Source organism: Microbacterium sp. CFBP 8794 (assembly GCF_014841235.1).
Lineage (GTDB): Bacteria > Actinomycetota > Actinomycetes > Actinomycetales > Microbacteriaceae > Microbacterium.
Map to the genome: position 1 here is coordinate 227,412 of NZ_JACYTT010000002.1, position 18,354 is coordinate 245,765.

The following is an 18,354-nucleotide window of genomic DNA, read 5'->3' on the forward strand; positions in this document are numbered from 1 at the left end:
GGTCGTTTCGTGGTCTCCGTAAACGCCGCGTGCCCCGGGAGCGAGGCTCCCGGGGCACGACGGTGCGGGTGTGTCAGACCAGCGAACGCAGCACGTACTGCAGGATGCCGCCGTTGCGGTAGTAGTCCGCCTCACCGGGGGTGTCGATGCGCACGACCGCGTCGAACTCGATCGGCTGCTTGCCCTCGGGAGAGAACTCGCTCGGGGTCGCGATGACCTTGACCGTCTTGGGCGTGACACCCTCGTTGAGCTGTTCGAGGCCCTCGATCGAGACGATCTCGGTGCCGTCGAGACCCAGGGTCTTCCAGCTCTCGCCGGCGGGGAACTGCAGCGGGACGACGCCCATGCCGATGAGGTTCGAGCGGTGGATGCGCTCGAAGCTCTCGGTGATGACGGCCTTCACGCCGAGGAGGTTCGTGCCCTTGGCCGCCCAGTCACGCGACGAGCCGGAGCCGTACTCCTTGCCACCGAAGATGACGAGCGGGGTGCCCTGCTCCTGGTAGTTCATGCAGGCGTCGTAGATGAACGTCTGCGGGCCACCGGCCTGGGTGAAGTCGCGCGTGTAGCTGCCCTCGATGATCTGACCGTCGTTGACGGCGGCGACCAGTTCGTTCTTCAGGCGGATGTTCGCGAACGTGCCACGGATCATGATCTCGTGGTTGCCGCGGCGCGAGCCGTAGGAGTTGAAGTCCTTCTGCGCGACGCCGTGGTCCATCAGGTACTGCGCGGCGGGCGTGCCCGCCTTGATGTTGCCGGCCGGGCTGATGTGGTCGGTGGTGACCGAGTCGCCGAGCGTCGCCATGACGCGCGCGCCACTGATGTCGCGCACGGCGTCGGGCTCCATGGTCATGCCCTCGAAGTACGGAGCCTTGCGCACGTAGGTCGAGTCGGCGTCCCACTCGAAGGTCGGGCCGGTCGGGGTGGGCAGGTTCTTCCAGCGCTCGTCACCCTCGAAGACGGTGGCGTACTGGGTGATGAACTGCTCACGCGAGATCGACGCGTCGATGATCGACTGCACCTGGTCGGGGGCCGGCCAGATGTCCTTCAGGAAGACGTCTTCGCCGTTCTGGTCGGTGCCGAGCGCGTCGGTCTCGAAGTCGAAGTTCATCGAGCCGGCCAGCGCGTAGGCGACCACCAGCGGCGGCGAGGCCAGGTAGTTCATCTTCACGTCGGGGCTGATGCGACCCTCGAAGTTGCGGTTGCCCGAGAGCACCGCGGTGACCGCCAGGTCGTGCTCGTTGACGGCCGTGGAGACCTCTTCGATGAGCGGACCCGAGTTGCCGATGCAGATCGTGCAGCCGTAGCCGACGGTGTAGAAGCCGAGGCCCTCGAGCGACTTGTCGAGGCCCGACTTCTCGTAGTAGTCGGTGACGACCTTCGAGCCCGGTCCGAGCGTCGTCTTGACCCACGGCTTGCGCTTCAGGCCCTTGTCGACGGCGTTCTTGGCGAGCAGGCCCGCCGCGATCATGACCGAGGGGTTCGAGGTGTTGGTGCACGACGTGATGGCGGCCAGGGTGACGGCGCCGTTGTCGAGCAGGTACGACTGCCCGTCGGGCGTCGTCACGCGCACCGGGTTCGAGGCGTTGACGGGGTGCCCCGACGAGATGAGCACCTCGCTGTCGGTGACGTCTTCCTCTTCTTCGCCGGGGACCGAACCGGGGTCGGAGGCGGGGAAGGTGCCGTCGACCTCGAGGTCGACGATCGAGTCCGAGACCGACGCGTCGGCGTAGTTCAGGATGTCCTTCTCGAACTGCGACTTCGCCTCGGACAGCAGGATGCGGTCCTGCGGGCGCTTCGGGCCCGCGATCGAGGGGACGACGGTCGAGAGGTCGAGCTCGATGAACTCGCTGAACGACAGTTCGCGCGACGGGTCGTGCCACAGCTTCTGCTCTTTGGCGTACGCCTCGACCAGGTCGACGGTCTGCTCGTCGCGGCCGGTGAGGCGCAGGTACTCGAGGGTGACGTCGTCGATGGGGAACATCGCAGCCGTCGAGCCGAACTCGGGGCTCATGTTGCCGATGGTGGCGCGGTTGGCCAGCGGCACCGAGGCGACGCCCTCGCCGTAGAACTCGACGAACTTGCCGACGACGCCGTGCTTGCGCAGCATGTCGGTGATGGTGAGCACGACGTCGGTCGCGGTGACCCCGGCGGGGATCTCACCGGTGAGCTTGAAGCCGACGACGCGCGGGATGAGCATCGACACGGGCTGGCCGAGCATGGCCGCCTCGGCCTCGATGCCGCCGACGCCCCAGCCCAGCACGCCCAGGCCGTTGACCATCGTGGTGTGCGAGTCGGTGCCGACGCAGGTGTCGGGGTACGCACGCAGCACGCCGTCGACGGTGCGGTCGTAGACGACCTTGGCCAAGTGCTCGATGTTGACCTGGTGCACGATGCCGGTTCCCGGGGGGACGACCTTGAAGTCGTCGAAGGCCGTCTGGCCCCAACGGAGGAACTGGTACCGCTCGCCGTTGCGCTCGTACTCGATCTCGACGTTGCGCTCGAGGGCGTTCTCGCTGCCGAACAGGTCGGCGATGACCGAGTGGTCGATGACCATCTCGGCGGGCGAGAGCGGGTTGATCTTGTTGGGGTCGCCGCCCAGGGCGGTGACGGCCTCGCGCATGGTGGCGAGGTCGACGATGCAGGGCACACCGGTGAAGTCCTGCATGACCACGCGGGCCGGCGTGAACTGGATCTCGGTGTCGGGGTCGGCCGTGGGGACCCACGAACCGAGCGCCTGGATCTGCTCCTTGGTGACGTTCGCGCCATCCTCGGTGCGGAGCAGGTTCTCGAGCAGCACCTTGAGGCTGAACGGGAGCTTCTCGTAACCGGCGACCGTGTCGATGCGGAAGATCTCGTAGTCGGTGCTGCCGACCGTCAGGGTGCTCTTGGCACCGAAGCTGTCAACCGTGGACACGATCGTCTCCTTCGTCGGCGAATGCGCAGGCGTAGACCCGCAGTTTCCCATCTTCCCCGCGCGGAGACGTCGATGCCAGGAAGGTCGACCTAACCGTCTGGGGCGACGGATTTATCTTGATGTCAAGATATTATCAGGACTCTCGGCGAGGAGTGAGAGCGCGCACCACGAGCCACGTCACGGCGAGCATCGGGGCGAACAGCGGCAGGCCCATGACGATCTTCAGCGTGCCGAGCGCGGTGACGTCGCCGGCGAAGTACAGCGGAAGCTGCACGATCAGGCGCGCCGCGAACAGTGCCGCCCAGGCGATCGAGAGCCAGGTGTAGGCCCGACGTTTGCGGCGGTCCGCCCGCCAGGCCGTGCCCTCGCCCAGCAGGTAGCCCGCCGCGAGGCCGATGAGCGGCCAGCCGATGAGGGCCGAGACCAGGAAGGCCGTGCCGTACGCGCCGTTCGTGAAGAACCCGAGCACGAAATTGTCCTGACCGCGGCCCGTCACCAGGGCCAGGATCGCGGCGCCCGCGGTGGCGAGCAGACCCCCGATGGCGGCGCTGGGCGGAGACTTCGCGATCAGGCGCGCCAGCGTGAAGACCACGGCGAGACCCACCGACACCCCGAGGCTCACCCAGAGGTTGCCCTGGCGCGTCTCGGGATCGATCGTGACCGTGAACAGCACGACGAACGCCAGCGACGGCAGCACCGATTCCAGGATGCCGCGCCACCCGCCCATCGCCGACCACACGGCAGCGCCGGTGGAGCTGTGCTTCGCGGGGTCGAGGCCCGCGCGACGCGCGGCGTTCCCCAGCGCGGCTCCGACGCTGTCTGCGGCCGAAGGCGGCTCGAGGGGGACGCGGGCGTCGTCGTGCGCCGGGCGCGGCGAGTCGTCGCTCATGCGGTGCCGGGGGTCGCCGGCATCCGGAGGGGGATCAGATCGCGCGGCGGCATGGGCGAGGTGCCCCGCACCACGACGATCGAGCGGAAGAGGTCTTCGACGGCGGCGGCGGCCGCGACGTCGGAGGTCGCGGCTCCCCCGATCACCCCGCGCAGGAACCAGCGCGGGCCGTCGACGCCGACGAAGCGGGCCAGACGCTTGGCCGAGCCGTCGGCGCCGGCCATGACGGGCACCTCGGCGAGCAGCTCGGGACCCAGCGGGCCCTCGCGCTCCTCGACGCGGCCGCCCTGCTGCTTGACCTGCTGTCGGATCTGCTCGCGCGTCTCTTCCCACAGGCCGCTGGTGCGCGGGGCCGCGAAGGGCTGCACCTGCAGGGTGGACTCGGAGTAGTCGAGGCCCACGGCCACGATGCGCTTGGTCTGCTCCTCGACCTCGAGGCGCAGGTTGAGTCCTTCGCGCGGGAGGATCTTGATGCCGCCCAGGTCGATGTAGGGGCGTACCGGGTTCGCTTCGGATTCGTCGAAGGGGCCGGCGCTGTCGCGATCGGCCGGGGCGCTCTTGGCCGCCGTGACGACCTCGGTTCCGGGCTGGTCTGTGCCGGGCTGGTCGTTGTCGGTCATCGTGTGCTCCCTTGAAGGCTCTGGTATCCGCTCGATCCGAAACCGCCGTCGCCGCGCACGCTGTCGGGAAGTTCGTCGACGGGGACGAAGCGCACGGGCGGGACGGGCATCACGATGAGCTGGGCGATGCGGTCTCCGACCGCGATGTCATAGGCCTCGTCGAGGTCGGTGTTCAGCAGGGCCACCTTGATCTCGCCGCGGTACCCGGCGTCGATCGTGCCCGGGGAGTTGAGGACGGTGATGCCGTGCTTCGCAGCGAGCCCGCTGCGGGGCACCACGAAGGCCGCGTGGCCCTCGGGGAGGGCGATGCGCACGCCGGTGGACACCAGCGCGCGGCGCCCGGGTTGCAGGCACACGGCCTCGGCGGCGATCAGGTCGGCACCGGCGTCGCCGGGGTGGGCGAAGACCGGGGGCTCGGATGCGACAATTGGGACGTCCACCGTTTCGGTCACCCCACGAGGGTAATGCAGAAGAGGGGGTGCGGCATCCGCACCGCAGCCGACTATCGAGAGCGTCTGAGCCCGTCGCTCTGGGCGCTCGTCGCCGCCGCCGTGTGCGGCCCCATGGCCGCCCTGGTGTTCTCGCCGCTCGACACCACGCTGGCCCTGTTCATCGGGCTCCTGGTGTCGGTGGCGATCGTGGTGGGTCTCGTCGCCATCTCCCCCGTCGTCGAGATCCGCGACGGCGAGTTGCGCGCGGGGCGCGGCCACATCCCGGTGGAGTTCTTGGGGACCCCCGTCGGCGTGGCCGCTGAAGAGGCGCGCACGGCCCGCGGGAGTGGTCTCGACCACCGGGCCTGGCACGTCATCCGGGGTGGTGTCGACGGTGTCGTCACGATTCCCGTGACCGACCCCGACGATCCGACCCCGTCGTGGGTGGTGTCCACCCGCACGCCGGATCGCCTGGTGGCGGCGATCCAGCGTGCTCAGGTCAGGCTGCGCACTCCAGGCAGATGAAGCCGGGGCCGCTCTCTTCTGCGATCTGGGAGCGGTGCTTCACGAGGAAGCAGTTCATGCAGGTGAACTCGTCTTCCTGAGCGGGGAGAACGACGACATCGAGCTCGATGTCGGAGAGGTCGGCGCCGGGCAGTTCGAAGCCCGAAGGGTTGTCGGCGTCCTCGTTGTCGATCGACCCCGACGCCTTGTCGGGCACGCGCTCCTTGAGGGCCTCGATCGACTCGCTGTCGTCCTCGGTCTTGCGCGGTGCGTCGTAATCCGTTGCCATGCGTGCAGGTCTCTACTTCCAGTGTTTTGTGGTGCTGTGCCCCATCGGGTGCCCGATCGGGCGGCCATAGTTTGCATGACCCGACCTCGATAAGCAAATGCTCGGGGGACGGGTTGCGTATTGGGCGAGGCGTGAAACTCGCGGCGCGCCCGCGATATTCCCGGAACCACGCGGCGAGCGTGTCAGCATGGGCCTCGACCGCAGATCGGAGGGGTGTTTCGCATGGAACAGCTCAAAGTCATCGGCACCGAGGACGACGTCCTCGTCGTCGCGACTCAGGCGGGCGAGCGCTTCGCGCTGCCGCTCGACGACGTGCTGCGCGCCGAGGCGCGCCGCGCCCGTCGTGATCGCAGCGACGACGGCCGTGCCCCGCGCCCCAGCCCCCGCGAGATCCAGGCGCACATCCGCGCCGGGATGTCGGCCCGCGAGGTGGCCACCCTGCTGAACGCCCGCGTCGAAGACGTCGAGCGTTTCGAGCGCCCGGTCCTCGCCGAGCGCGAGCACGTCGTCGGTCAGGCCCTGGCCGTCCCGGTGCTGCTCGGCGGTGCCCTCGAGCACGACGCCCCCATCACCTTCGGTGCGGCCGTGCGCGCCAAGCTCGGCGAGGCCGGTGCCTCAGCCGAGCGCTGGACCAGCTGGAAAGAGGGTTCGAGCTGGCTGGTGAAGCTCGAGTTCACGGCCAACGGCATCGACCACGACGCGCGGTGGGGCTTCGACCCGCGCCGCAGCAGCCTGTCGCCGCAGAACGCAGACGCCATCCAGCTCTCACGGCAGGGGTCGCTCCCCGAGGGGCTCATCCCGCGCCTCCGCGCCCTCGACACCGTCTCGAAGGACGACTCGCGTTTCGACAGCGGGTCGTTCGGTCCCCGTCGCCTCGACATCGAGGACGAGCCGGGAGTCGAAGGCACCGGCCCCATCGCCCCCGCCGTGCAGGCTGCGGCCATCAACCGTGCTCCCGACGCCCCGGTCGCCTCGTCGGAGACGGCCGACCTGCTCGAGGCCCTGCGCCGTCGTCGTGGGCAGCGCGAACCGCTCCCCGGCATGACCGAGAGCGAGCCGTCGCCGGAGCGGCGTCCGTCGGGCCCTCCGGTGTCGCTGTTCGACGCGGTCGAGCCGACGCCGTCCACTGACGCGGACTCCCCCGCCGACCCGGATCGTTCGTCTTCGTCGTCGGCGGATTCCGCGCGGCGCAGCAAGGGGCGCCCGTCGATGCCGTCGTGGGACGAGATCGTGTTCGGGGCGCGCACCGACGAGAGCTGACGCTCTCTCCCCGGTCCCGCACGCGGATGGTGCGCGGGCGGATGCCGGGACCCCGCCCGCACGAGACCGCTCAGGCGAAGGCGCCGAGGCGCAGCAGCGGCACCGTGCGTTCCTCTTCGGTCAGCGAGCCGTGCTGGCCGATCATGCGCTGGGGTCGCTTGTCGGCCTCTCGGTCGTCGTAGTAGGCGAAGCGCCCGCGCGCCGCGACGACGACGTCGCCGATCCGCTCCCGTACCTCGTCGTCGACCTGACCGAACAGGCCCGCCGCGATCGCCTCGTCGCGGGTCAGCACCCAGGCGCGCGACGCCTCGCGGGCCTTCCAGGCCGCAGCTACGGCATCCGCTCGCCCCTCGTCGGCGTAGAGGTGCAGCATGCGGGGTTCGCCCCCGAGCAGGTCGACGCCGTCGAGCAGCTCGTCGCCGTCGCGCAGCAGCACGTGCTTGTGCGCGGGGACGTCCACCATGCCGTGGTCGGCGGTCACGAGCACGCCGGTGCCCGCGTCGATCGACTCGCCGAGGCGGCGGGCGGCGGCATCCACCGTCTCGAGCGCGTCGGTCCAGCGATCCGACTCCCAGCCGTCGCGGTGGCCCGCCGTGTCGAGTTCCGGGGCGTAGAGGTACACCAGGGCTCCGGCATGCCGGGCCGCCAGGTCGGCCGCGAGGCGCACGCGTTCGTCGATGTCGTTCGACGAGACGAGCTCGGCGCCGCGCAGCGTCGCTTCGGTGAAGCCGGTTCCGGCGTAGGCCGGGCGCGACACGACGAAGCACGGGTGCTCCGCATCGACGCGCTGCTCGAGCAGGGGCCGGCTGCGCTGCCACGTGTGCGGATCGAGGCCGTCGGTCTCCCAGCCGTGCAACTGGTTGGGGGCGGTGCGCGTGCCCGGGACGCGGGCGCGGTAGCCCACGATGCCGTGCACACCGGGGTCGGTGCCGGTCAGCAGACTCGTCAGGGCGGCGGCGGTCGTCGAGGGGAACACCGTGCGCGCGACGTCGCGACGCCCGCCCGCCGACGACAGGAAGCGCGCGTGTCCGCGACGCGCGGCGAGGTTGTGGCTGCCCAGGCCGTCGACGACGAACACGATCGCGCTGCGCGCGGGGGCGAGCCAGTCGGACTCCCCCGACAACGCGGCGATGGTCTGCGTCACCACACCGGTGAGGCTCCGGGAGCGCGGCGGGTCCGCCGGTAGGCTGAGTGACATCGGAGCAAGTCTTCCACACGGCTCCGATCCCCGTCCGATCCGGACGCCCGCCCGACCCGAGGCCTCCTCTATGCCCGATTCCCGTTCCTCCGCCCCCGTGACCGAGCGCATCGAAGACGTCGATGTCTCCACCGAGATGCAGGGGTCCTTCCTCGAGTACGCCTACTCGGTCATCTACTCGCGCGCCCTTCCCGACGCGCGTGACGGGTTGAAGCCCGTGCAGCGGCGCATCCTGTACCAGATGGCCGAGATGGGCCTCCGGCCCGACCGCGGGCACGTGAAGAGCGCCCGTGTCGTGGGCGAGGTGATGGGAAAGCTGCACCCCCACGGCGACGCCCCGATCTACGACGCGCTCGTGCGCCTCGCGCAGGCGTTCTCGCTGCGCGTGCCGCTGGTCGACGGTCACGGCAATTTCGGTTCGCTCGACGACGGCCCCGCAGCCCCCCGGTACACCGAGGCCCGTCTGGCCGCGGCCGCGCTGGCGCTGACCGAGAACCTCGACGAGGACGTCGTCGACTTCATCCCCAACTACGACGGCCAGTTCCAGCAGCCCGAGGTGCTGCCCGCCGCCTTCCCGAATCTGCTCGTGAACGGCGCGACCGGCATCGCGGTGGGCATGGCGACCAACATGGCGCCCCACAACCTCATCGAGGTCGTGGGGGCCGCCACGCACCTGCTGCAGAATTCGGATGCCACGGTCGAGGAGCTCATGGAGTTCGTCCCGGGCCCCGACCTCCCCTCGGGGGGGATCATCGTGGGCTTGGACGGCATCAAGGACGCCTACACGAACGGCCGCGGCAGCTTCCGCACCCGGGCGAAGGCGTCGATCGAGTCGCTCGGCCCCCGGCGTACGGGCATCGTCTTCACCGAGCTGCCCTACCTGGTCGGACCCGAGCGGGTCATCGAGAAGATCAAAGGCGCCGTGCAGGCGAAGAAGCTCACCGGCATCGCCGATGTGACCGACCTCACCGACCGCAACCACGGTCTGCGCCTAGTCGTGGGCATCAAGACCGGTTTCGACCCGAAGGCCGTGCTCGAGCAGCTGTACCGGTTGACCCCCCTCGAGGACTCGTTCGGCATCAACAACGTCGCCCTTGTCGACGGTCAGCCGCAGACGCTGGGGCTGCGCGACATGCTGCGCGTGTACATCGAGCACCGCATCCGGGTGGTCACGCGCCGCAGCGAGTACCGCCTGGCGCGCAAGCGCGAACGCCTGCACCTGGTCGAGGGCCTGCTGATCGCGATCCTCGACATCGACGAGGTCATCCAGGTCATCCGCTCCTCGGACGACGGCGACCAGGCTCGAACCAAGCTGCGGGAGGTCTTCGACCTCTCACATCTGCAGGCCGAGTACATCCTCGAGCTGCGCCTGCGGCGCCTGACGAAGTTCTCGCGCATCGAGCTCGAGGCTGAGCGCGATCAGTTGCACGCCGAGATCGCCGCGCTGGTCGAACTGCTCGGCAGCGAGACGCTCTTGCGACAGTTGGTCGCGACCGAACTCGATGCCGTCGCCGAGGCGTACGGCACGCCCCGGCGCACGATGCTGCTCAACGGCGGGCCGGTGCAACCCCGGTCGGCCCGTGCTGCCGCAGCCGCCGCCGCCGACCTGCAGATCGCCGACGCCCCGTGCCGCGTCTACCTCTCGTCGACCGGTCGCATGGTGCGCGCCGAGCTCATCGCCGACGCGCCCGCCGGCGGGGTGGTGCCCCCGGCCCGTCGGTCCAAGCACGACGCGATCCGCTCGTCGGTCGACACGACCACGCGTGGCGACATCGGCGCCGTGACCTCGGCGGGGCGCCTGGTGCGTTTCTCTCCCGTCGACCTTCCCTCGGTCCCGGCCAACGCCGTGCAGGTGGCCGCCGGCACGAAGGTGGAGCAGTACCTCACCCTCGCCAAAGGCGAGACGGTGGTCGCACTCGTCCCCCTCGCCGGGGGCCCCATGATCGCACTGGGCACCGCGCAGGGCGTGGTCAAGCGCGTCGCCGCGAGCGAGCTGGGAACCAAGCCCGACATCGAGATCATCTCGCTGCGCGACGGTGACCGCGTCGTCGGCGCCGCACCCGCGGGAGACAACGCCGAGCTCGTCTTCGTCGCGAGCGACGCGCAGTTGCTGCGTTTCGAAGCCTCGTCGGTGCGCCCGCAGGGCCGTTCCGCGGGGGGCATGGCCGGCATCCGGCTCGCGGACGGCGCTCACGTCATCGCCTTCGCGGTCGTGGGGGCGTCGGCGTTCGACGCGGTCGTGGTCACCGTCGCGGGTTCTTCGGCCGCCCTCCCCGGCACCGATGCGGGCAGCGCGAAGGTCTCGGCGTTCACCGAGTACCCGGCGAAGGGCCGTGCCACCGGTGGCGTGCGCGCGCAGCGCCTGCTGCGCGGCGAAGACGCCCTCGTTCTGGCCTGGGTCGGTACCGATCCCCGCGCCGTCGGCGCCGATGGTGCCGTGCGGGCTCTGCCCGAGGCGGGCGCGAAGCGCGACGCGTCGGGTCAGCCGCTCGACGCCGTCATCGGTGCGATCGGCACCGCCATCCGCTGACGCGCGCCGACGGCGCCGCGCCGCACGGCGCGCGCCGTCTGGTCCACGACGGGCCGACGAAGCGTCGTCCGAGACTCAGACGTCGATGCGCTCCCGTGCCAGGCGGTCGCTCGACTCGATGATGAACTCCCGGCGCGGAGCGACGTCGCTGCCCATGAGCAGGTCGAAGACCTCGGCTGCCTGCTCGATGTGCTCGGCGTGAACACGGCGCAGCATGCGGCCCGCCCGGTCCATGGTCGTGGTCGCGAGCTGGTCGGCATCCATCTCGCCGAGGCCCTTGTACCGCTGCACGGGCTCCTGCCAGCGCTTGTTGCTGCGCTTGAGCTTCGTCAGCAGGGCGTGGAGCTCCTGCTCGCTGTAGGTGTAGATCGTCTCGTTGGGCTTGGTACCCGGATTCATGACGACGACGCGGTGCAGGGGCGGCACCGCGGCGTAGACGCGGCCCTCTTCGACGAGCGGTCGCATGTACCGGAAGAAGAGCGTCAGCAGCAGGGTGCGGATGTGCGCCCCGTCGACGTCGGCGTCGCTCATGAGGATGATCTTGCCGTAGCGCGCGGCGCTCAGGTCGAACGAGCGCCCGGAGCCCGCGCCGATCACCTGGATGATCGAGGCGCACTCGGCGTTCGACAGCATGTCGCTGATCGATGCCTTCTGCGTGTTCAGGATCTTGCCGCGGATCGGCAGCAGCGCCTGGTATTCGCTGTTGCGGGCGAGCTTCGCCGTTCCCAGGGCCGAGTCGCCCTCGACGATGAAGAGCTCGGAATCGTTGACGTCGTTCGATCGGCAGTCGACGAGCTTCGCGGGCAGCGACGACGATTCGAGGGCGTTCTTGCGGCGCTGGGTCTCTTTGTGCGTGCGCGCCGAGATGCGGGCCTTCATCTCGGAGACGATCTTCTCGAGCAGCTGGGCCGTCTGCGCCTTGTCGTCGCGCTTGGGCGAGGCGAAAAGCGCCGTGAGCTCCTGGGTGACGACGGATGCCACGATCTGTCGCACCGCGGGGGTGCCGAGCACCTCTTTGGTCTGGCCCTCGAACTGCGGCTCGGGCAGGCGCACCGTGAGCACGGCCGTGAGACCGGCGAGCAGGTCGTCTTTCTCGACCTTGTCGTTGCCCACCTTGAGCTTGCGCGCATTCTGTTCGACCTGTGCGCGCAGCACCTTCATCAGGCCCTGTTCGAAGCCCTGCTGGTGCGTGCCGCCCTTGGGCGTCGAGATGATGTTCACGAAGGAACGGCTGGTGGTGTCGTAACCGGTGCCCCAGCGCACGGCGATGTCGACCTCGCACGCGCGCTCGACCTCGGTGGGCACCATGGAGCCGCCGGGCTGCAGCACGGGGACGGTCTCGGTGAACGATCCGGTCCCCGTCAGCCGCCAGATGTCGGTGACCGCGGCGTCGGGGGCGAGGAACTCGGCGAACTCCGAGATGCCGCCGTCGAAGCGGTAACTGGTCTCGACGCGTTCTTCGGCACGATCGTCGAGCACCACGATCTCGAGGCCCGGCACGAGGAAGGCCGTCTGGCGCACGCGCTGCACGAGATCATCGAGGCCGAAGGCCGCGTCTTTGGTGAAGATCTGCCGATCCGCCCAGTACCGGATGCGGGTTCCGGTCACCCCGCGCGGGGCTTTGCCGATGACCCGCAGCTCGCTGCTGCGCTCGAACGGAGTGAAGGCCGAGTCGGGAGTGTCGCCCGCGAACCGGCCCGGTTCACCGCGGTGGAACGACATCGCGTAGGTCTTGCCGGCGCGGTCGACCTCGACGTCGAGTCGTTCCGACAGCGCGTTCACGACCGAGGCGCCGACGCCGTGGAGTCCCCCCGAGGCCGCGTACGAGCCGCCGCCGAACTTTCCTCCGGCGTGCAGCTTGGTGAAGACCACCTCGACGCCCGTGAGACCGGTACGCGGTTCGACGTCGACGGGGATGCCACGTGCCCGGTCGCGCACCTCGACACTGCCGTCGGCGTGCAGCACGATGTCGATGCGCGAGCCGTGGCCGGCAAGGGCTTCGTCGACGGAGTTGTCGATGATCTCCCACAGGCAGTGCATGAGGCCCCGGGAGTCGGTCGAGCCGATGTACATACCCGGGCGCTTGCGCACGGCTTCGAGGCCCTCGAGGACCTGCAGATGATGGGCGGAGTACTCGGACGTCACGATCTCCCAGCGTAATCGGGGCCGCCGACATCGCTTGCAGACACACAGCGAGGTCGGGTCGTCGTACGCGCACAGCGAAATGTGATCACGCCGCGGCATAGGGGAAACATCCGCGTGGTTGTATATGGGGACTCGCCCAACGACCACTGAGGAGGGCACCCGAGATGACCACTACGACTGCACCCGAAGCGTCAGCCGTCCTCGACCACCGCCTGACGGCGGCTGATCGCTGCGACTCGTGCGGAGCGCAGGCCTACATCGCCGCCGAGGTGAACGGCAGCGAGCTGCTGTTCTGCGCGCACCACGGCCGCAAGTACGAAGAGAAGCTCCGCAGCATCGCCACCTCGTGGCACGACGAGACCGCGCGTCTCACCGCCGCCGACTGAGCCGGTACGTCGAAACGGGCCCCGCACCACTCCTCCGGGAGTGGGACGGGGCCCGTTTCGCGTTCGCGGTCCCTGGCGTCGGTCGCGAGTTCAGCGCCCGTCGGCGTCGTAGACCCGGGGAAGGCTCGGCGAGACGCGGAGGGCGATCTCTTCGCCGATCGTGTCGATGAGCTCGGCGAGGTCGGTCGCGCTGCTGCGGGCTCCCCGACCGAAGATCACGATCTCGTCGCCGGGTGCCGCGTCATCCCACGGCGCGAGGACGGTCTCGGTCGCGCGGATCGCCTCGACCCGGCGGGGGCCCCCGGGGGTGTCGACGTCGAAGCGGGCGGCCAGGGTGCAGGGAAGGCCGTGAAGACTGCCGACGTCGAGGTGGACGCCCGCCGTGTCGACGATCGTCACGGTCGCCGTGAGACGGGCGATGGGCTCGATACCGAGGTCCGTCTCGCTCGGGCCGCCGGCGGGACGGATGCCGTACGAGAACGCCCCCACCCGCACGAGGTCTTCGCGGAACTCCCCGCGTGCGAATCCGGCCGCGCTGGCGGCGAGGTGCGAGAAGCGCGGGTCGAGGCCGACGGAGCGCGCCTGATCGCGCGCGGCGAGGAACAGGGCACGGGCGTCGTCGTCGTCGGCATCCGAGGCCTCGGAGATGTGCGACCAGATCCCCTCGAGCACGGCGCGTCCGGAATCGACCAGCGCGGCGGTGCGCGCGAGGGCTCCCTGCCACCGCTCGGGTCGGATGCCGTTGCGATGCAGCCCCGTGTCGATCTTGAGGTGCACGCGCGCCGGGCGGTCCGCCGCAAGACGCGCGAGGTCGTCGAGCAGGGCCTCGTCGCCGAGGCCGAGGTCGAGGTCGGCCGCGATGCCCGCGGCCAGGTCGTCGGCTCCCCCGATGAGCCAGACGAAGATGCGCGCGTCCGGGCCGGCGATCGCGCGCACCGCGGCGCCGGTGACGACGTCGAACGCACCGAACCAGCGGACGCCCTCCTCGCCCGCGCGCCGCACGATCCGCTCGAGCCCGTGGGCGTAGGCATCGTCCTTCACGACGAGCATGGGGACGGCGGGGGCGACGGCCTCGCGCACGCGGCGCAGGTTGCGGGCGAAGGCGTCGAGGTCGACGCGGTAGACGGCACTCACGCGGCCACCCTGCGGTCTGCCCGGGCGCCGACGATCGCGACGATCTCCGCGGCGGTGAGACCGGTGGCATCCGTCCACTCCTCGAGCGACGGGTGGCCGTCGGCAGGATCGCCGAAGAAGACCACCTCGGCCCCCCGGGCGACGAGCGCGTCTTCGACGTCGACGACGCAGACGTCCATGGCCACGCGGCCGACGATGCGGTGACGGCGCCCGTCGATGGCGACGGTCACCGCGTTGCCGAGCGAGCGCACGACGCCCTGGGCGTAGCCGCCGGTGACCAGCGCGATGGTCGTGTCGTGGGGGGCGCGGTGCGTGTACCCGTACGAGACGCCCTCCCCGCGCAACAGGGGCTTGGAGCCGAGGGATCGTCCGCGCAGCGACAGCACCGGGCGCGCGTGCGAGCCGGGCAGGCCGAACAGGATCGCGGCGTCGAGGGCGGCGGCATCCATGTCGAGATCGGACAGCACGGATGCCACCCACGCCGCGCCGTGCCCCCAGCCGTCGGCCGTGAGGACGTCATCGGCGCCGGAAGCCGCACCGGCCGCGAGAGCGAGGGGCGCGTTGGCGCGCAGAGCGGACTCCGAGACGAGGGCCACGGGCGCGACTCCCCCGGCCGCGGGCGTGCGGGCAGGGAGCGTGGAGGTCACACATCTAGACTAACGGGGTCCTTCTCCCCCGATCCCGGAGCGTGCATGCCTACCCAGGGCTTCTCCCCCGTCACCCGCCTCCGCTACCTCGCCGGACGCGCCCGTCGCATCGACGTCGGCTCGGTGGTCGAGCGTGCCAAAGAAGCCGCGGAGCAGCACGGCAAGTCGCTGCCGCTCGTGGTCGCCGACATGCTCTTCCAGGCCGGTGTGAAGAACGTCGGCTTCCAGGACTACATCGATTACGACTTCGCGATCCTGACGCCCGCCGAGCGCGAGACGTACATGACGCACCCCGTGTCGAATCAGATCTCGCAGAAGTACGACCACCCCGACTACCGCGGGATCTTCCAGGACAAGGTCGAGTTCGACCGTCGGTTCAGCGAGTTCCTGCGCCGTGAATGGATGGTCGTGGATGCCGACAACGCCGACGCCCTGAAGTCGTTCACCGAGCGACTGGGCACCATCGTCACCAAGGAGCCGGTCGGCCAGGCCGGGACCGGCGTGCACCGCTATCACGCGGCCGAGGTCGAGGACTGGAGTGCCTTCCACCGGGGCCTGCTCGAGCGCGGGGAGATCCTCGTCGAAGAGGTCATCCGCCAGCACGACGATCTCGCCGCGGTCTGCCCCGGCACGGTGAACACCACGCGCGTCACGGCGTTCTTCGACGGCTCGACCACGCACATCCTCGCGATGGCGCAGAAGTTCGGCCGGGGAGCCGTGAGCGACCAGATGACCTTCGGCGGCTTCTACACGATGCTGGACGAGAACGGCCACGCGCTCGGCGCCGGCTACGACTCGCACGGGCACGTGCACGAACTGCACCCCGACTCGGGAGCCCGCATCGCCGACTTCCAGCTGCCGATGATCGACGAGGTGAAGGCGTTCGTCGACCAGGTCGCACGCGTCGTGCCGCAGGTGCAGTACGTGGGCTGGGACATCGTCGTCGGTCCCGACGGCCCCGTGCTCGTCGAGGGCAACTGGGGTGCGGGCGTGTACGAGAACAAGCCGAGCGTCACCGGGATCCGCACCGGTCACAAGCCGCGCTACCGCGCCGCGATCGGTTTCTGACGCAGGACCTTGAGAAGGCCCGCTCCCGTAGGGGGCGGGCCTTCGGTTTCTGATCGCGCGCCGGTGACGCAGGAGTTGTGCCGCACGGACGACGAAAAGCCCGCTCCGAGACCGGAGCGGGCTTTCGACGGGTGGTGTCAGCTGTGGCGCACGATGCCGAGCGGGGTGGACTCGTGTCCCTGGCCCAGCGGGTTGTCCTTGAGGATCGCGACGAGACGCTTCTCGCCGGCCTTGTCCATCGTCGAGCCGAGGATGTTGCCCCCCAGGTCGTTGATGTCGACCACGGCGACCTGCAGGTCGACGCCGAGCAGCGACTTCAGGTGAGCGGCGACCTCGCGCGGGCGCTCCGGACCGAGCACCACGGCCTGGTTGTACGGCGGGATCGTTCCCTTGGTGGGGCCGTCGATCGCGCGGGCCTTGTCGCCGGCGATGCGGTAGAAGTCGCCCTTCCGGCCGAACGCCTTGGTCACGGCCGAGACGGCCGCGGCGAACAGGATGCGCGGGGTACCGCACTCGCGCAGCGCCATCTCCATGGTCTCGGGCATGCCGAGACCGATGCCGTAGGGCGTGCGGGTGACGTACTTCGACAGGAACAGCGCGAGCTTGCGCGGCGTGATCGTGTCGAGCTTGTACGACCGGCCCTGCGTGATCGCGACGATCTTCTCGGTGACGAACAGCAGGTCGCCCGGCTGCACGGCATCCTTCGCGTACTCCAGGACGAAGGCGTCGAGGTCGTCTCCCGGCATGACGACCCGCGTGCGGATCGGGATGCGGGCGTACGAGGTGCCCTCGACGGTGACGGTGAGCGCCTTGCCGGCGTTGGCCTCGCCGCTCATTCGAGGTAGTCCCGAAGCGACTGCGAGCGGCTCGGGTGACGCAGCTTGGCCATCGTCTTCGACTCGATCTGGCGGATGCGCTCGCGCGTGACGCCGAACGTGTCGCCGATCTGGTCGAGCGTCTTGGGCTGACCGTCGCCGAGGCCGAAGCGCATGCGGATGACACCCGCTTCACGCTCGCTGAGCGAGTCGAGGAGGGACTCGAGCTGACGCTGCAGCATGGTGAAGCCCACGGCGTCGGCGGGGACGACGGCCTCGGTGTCCTCGATGAGGTCACCGAACTCGCTGTCGCCGTCTTCACCCAGGGGCGTGTGCAGCGAGATCGGCTCGCGGCCGTACTTCTGCACCTCGATGACCTTCTCGGGGGTCATGTCGAGCTCACGGCTGAGTTCTTCGGGCGTGGGTTCGCGACCGAGGTCCTGCAGCATCTGACGCTGAACACGCGCGAGCTTGTTGATGACCTCGACCATGTGCACCGGGATGCGGATGGTGCGGGCCTGGTCGGCCATGGCGCGCGTGATGGCCTGACGGATCCACCAGGTGGCGTAGGTCGAGAACTTGAAGCCCTTGGTGTAGTCGAACTTCTCGACCGCACGGATCAGGCCCAGGTTGCCCTCCTGGATGAGGTCGAGGAACTGCATGCCGCGACCGGTGTAGCGCTTGGCGAGCGACACGACCAGGCGCAGGTTGGCGCCCAGCAGGTGGCTCTTGGCGCGCTGACCGTCACGAGCGACCCACTGCAGGTCGAGTCCGACCTGGTTGGTCTTCTCGGCGGCCGACATGTTCGACAGCTTCTCTTCGGCGAAGAGACCCGCCTCGATGCGCATCGCGAGCTCGACCTCTTCGGCCGCGTTCAGCAGTGGGACTTTACCGATCTGCTTCAGGTAGTCCTTGACGGGGTCGGCGGTGGCGCCGGTGATCTGCGCGGAGTAGACGGGGACGTCGTCTTCGTCGCTCGACGAGATGACGATGGCGCCGGTCGGCAGCGCTTCGGCGGGAGCCTTCGGGCTCTCGTCGTCGTCGTCGGTGTCGTCGTCGGACTTCTTCGTCGCGGTCTTGGCCGCGTCGGTGTCGGTGTCGTCGCTGTCGTCGACCTCGACCTCGACATCGCCCTCGTCTTCGACCTCTTCGTCTTCTTCGAGGTCGTCGTCTTTCTTCGCCTTGGTCTTGGCCTTCGCGGGCGTCGCCTTGGCCTTGGCGGGGGCCTTCTTGGCGGGAGCCTTCTTCGCGGTCGTCGTCGTCGACGCCGTCACGGTCTCCTCGGAGTTCGCGAGCTCGGCGTCCTTCACACTCTTGGAGCGGGTCTTGGTCGTCGTGACTGCCACGTTTCGCCTTTCACCGGGAACGTACGCTGCACGGCCGCCGGTCGTTCTCGGACACTAGTAAGACCCTTGTCAAGTCCCGAACCGAGGAGCGGGGGCTCCTGGTCCGGTTGACAACGGGTCAGGTTCTTCATTGTCTCACATCCCCCGCCCGGGACTTGACGTGGGCCGGGGATCTATG

Annotated in this window: 16 protein-coding genes; 5 read left to right on the top strand and 11 right to left on the bottom strand. The window is 69.5% G+C overall.

Translation table 11 applies throughout. The annotated features are described in order from the left end of the window. Positions 1-73: 73 nt before the first annotated feature. The 4 genes from IFU19_RS04765 to dut form a co-directional block, all read right to left on the bottom strand. On the bottom strand, positions 74-2,914 hold the full coding sequence (locus tag IFU19_RS04765; RefSeq protein WP_055837237.1) for an aconitate hydratase: 2,841 nt from the start codon (positions 2,912-2,914) through the stop codon (positions 74-76). A gap of 133 nt (positions 2,915-3,047) precedes the next feature. Continuing rightward, positions 3,048-3,803 (bottom strand): DUF3159 domain-containing protein, encoded by a 756-nt coding sequence (locus IFU19_RS04770; RefSeq protein ID WP_055837234.1) that lies wholly within the window; start codon positions 3,801-3,803, stop codon positions 3,048-3,050. Beyond that, positions 3,800-4,423 carry a DUF3710 domain-containing protein gene (locus tag IFU19_RS04775; RefSeq protein WP_055940281.1) on the bottom strand — a complete coding sequence of 208 codons (624 nt, stop codon included), beginning with the start codon at positions 4,421-4,423 and terminating at the stop codon, positions 3,800-3,802. Before IFU19_RS04775 ends, IFU19_RS04770 begins: the two co-directional genes overlap by 4 nt. Further along, complete coding sequence (gene dut / locus IFU19_RS04780) at positions 4,420-4,875, bottom strand: dUTP diphosphatase (protein ID WP_191915085.1); 456 nt, start codon at positions 4,873-4,875, stop codon at positions 4,420-4,422. Before dut ends, IFU19_RS04775 begins: the two co-directional genes overlap by 4 nt. A 12-nt stretch (positions 4,876-4,887) precedes the next feature. Between dut and IFU19_RS04785 the strand changes: the two genes are divergently transcribed. Continuing rightward, the gene (locus tag IFU19_RS04785; protein ID WP_055837225.1) at positions 4,888-5,379 is read left to right on the top strand and encodes a DUF3093 domain-containing protein; all 492 of its coding nucleotides are present in this window, start codon (positions 4,888-4,890) and stop codon (positions 5,377-5,379) included. Here IFU19_RS04785 and IFU19_RS04790 read toward each other — a convergent pair. Then, positions 5,354-5,647: a DUF4193 domain-containing protein gene (locus IFU19_RS04790; protein ID WP_055837222.1), complete on the bottom strand. Its 294-nt coding sequence runs from the start codon at positions 5,645-5,647 to the stop codon at positions 5,354-5,356. The two genes, IFU19_RS04785 and IFU19_RS04790, sit on opposite strands and share 26 nt — an antisense overlap. Positions 5,648-5,869: 222 nt before the next feature. Between IFU19_RS04790 and sepH the strand changes: the two genes are divergently transcribed. Next, positions 5,870-6,907 (top strand): septation protein SepH, encoded by a 1,038-nt coding sequence (sepH, locus tag IFU19_RS04795; RefSeq protein ID WP_192013053.1) that lies wholly within the window; start codon positions 5,870-5,872, stop codon positions 6,905-6,907. A 70-nt stretch (positions 6,908-6,977) separates the two neighbouring features. Here sepH and IFU19_RS04800 read toward each other — a convergent pair whose 3' ends face one another. Continuing rightward, the gene (locus IFU19_RS04800) at positions 6,978-8,105 is read right to left on the bottom strand and encodes an alkaline phosphatase family protein (protein ID WP_192013054.1); all 1,128 of its coding nucleotides are present in this window, start codon (positions 8,103-8,105) and stop codon (positions 6,978-6,980) included. Between the two features lie 70 nt (positions 8,106-8,175). Between IFU19_RS04800 and IFU19_RS04805 the strand changes: the two genes are divergently transcribed. After that, on the top strand, positions 8,176-10,635 hold the full coding sequence (locus IFU19_RS04805; RefSeq protein ID WP_192013055.1) for a DNA gyrase/topoisomerase IV subunit A: 2,460 nt from the start codon (positions 8,176-8,178) through the stop codon (positions 10,633-10,635). 75 nt (positions 10,636-10,710) lie between these two features. On the opposite strand, the gene IFU19_RS04810 is transcribed toward IFU19_RS04805, so the two are convergent. Next, complete coding sequence (locus tag IFU19_RS04810) at positions 10,711-12,783, bottom strand: DNA gyrase/topoisomerase IV subunit B (protein ID WP_156458891.1); 2,073 nt, start codon at positions 12,781-12,783, stop codon at positions 10,711-10,713. A gap of 161 nt (positions 12,784-12,944) precedes the next feature. Here IFU19_RS04810 and IFU19_RS04815 point away from each other — a divergent pair, with 161 nt between their 5' ends. Next, on the top strand, positions 12,945-13,166 hold the full coding sequence (locus tag IFU19_RS04815) for a DUF7455 domain-containing protein (RefSeq protein WP_055837203.1): 222 nt from the start codon (positions 12,945-12,947) through the stop codon (positions 13,164-13,166). 90 nt (positions 13,167-13,256) lie between these two features. Here IFU19_RS04815 and IFU19_RS04820 read toward each other — a convergent pair whose 3' ends face one another. Beyond that, positions 13,257-14,300 (bottom strand): alanine racemase, encoded by a 1,044-nt coding sequence (locus tag IFU19_RS04820; protein ID WP_192013056.1) that lies wholly within the window; start codon positions 14,298-14,300, stop codon positions 13,257-13,259. Further along, positions 14,297-14,947 carry an alanine racemase C-terminal domain-containing protein gene (locus tag IFU19_RS04825; RefSeq protein WP_192013057.1) on the bottom strand — a complete coding sequence of 217 codons (651 nt, stop codon included), beginning with the start codon at positions 14,945-14,947 and terminating at the stop codon, positions 14,297-14,299. The genes IFU19_RS04820 and IFU19_RS04825 overlap by 4 nt, the downstream gene beginning before the upstream one ends. Positions 14,948-14,992: 45 nt before the next feature. On the opposite strand from IFU19_RS04825, the gene IFU19_RS04830 reads away from it, so the two are divergent. Next, complete coding sequence (locus IFU19_RS04830; RefSeq protein WP_055837192.1) at positions 14,993-16,015, top strand: sugar-transfer associated ATP-grasp domain-containing protein; 1,023 nt, start codon at positions 14,993-14,995, stop codon at positions 16,013-16,015. 137 nt (positions 16,016-16,152) lie between these two features. Here the strand turns inward: IFU19_RS04830 and IFU19_RS04835 are convergent, their stop codons facing one another. After that, entirely contained in the window at positions 16,153-16,851 is a 699-nt protein-coding gene (locus IFU19_RS04835; RefSeq protein ID WP_055837189.1) for a coenzyme F420-0:L-glutamate ligase, read from the bottom strand. Further along, positions 16,848-18,176 carry an RNA polymerase sigma factor gene (locus tag IFU19_RS04840; RefSeq protein ID WP_055940294.1) on the bottom strand — a complete coding sequence of 443 codons (1,329 nt, stop codon included), beginning with the start codon at positions 18,174-18,176 and terminating at the stop codon, positions 16,848-16,850. The genes IFU19_RS04835 and IFU19_RS04840 overlap by 4 nt, the downstream gene beginning before the upstream one ends. Positions 18,177-18,354 lie beyond the last annotated feature (178 nt).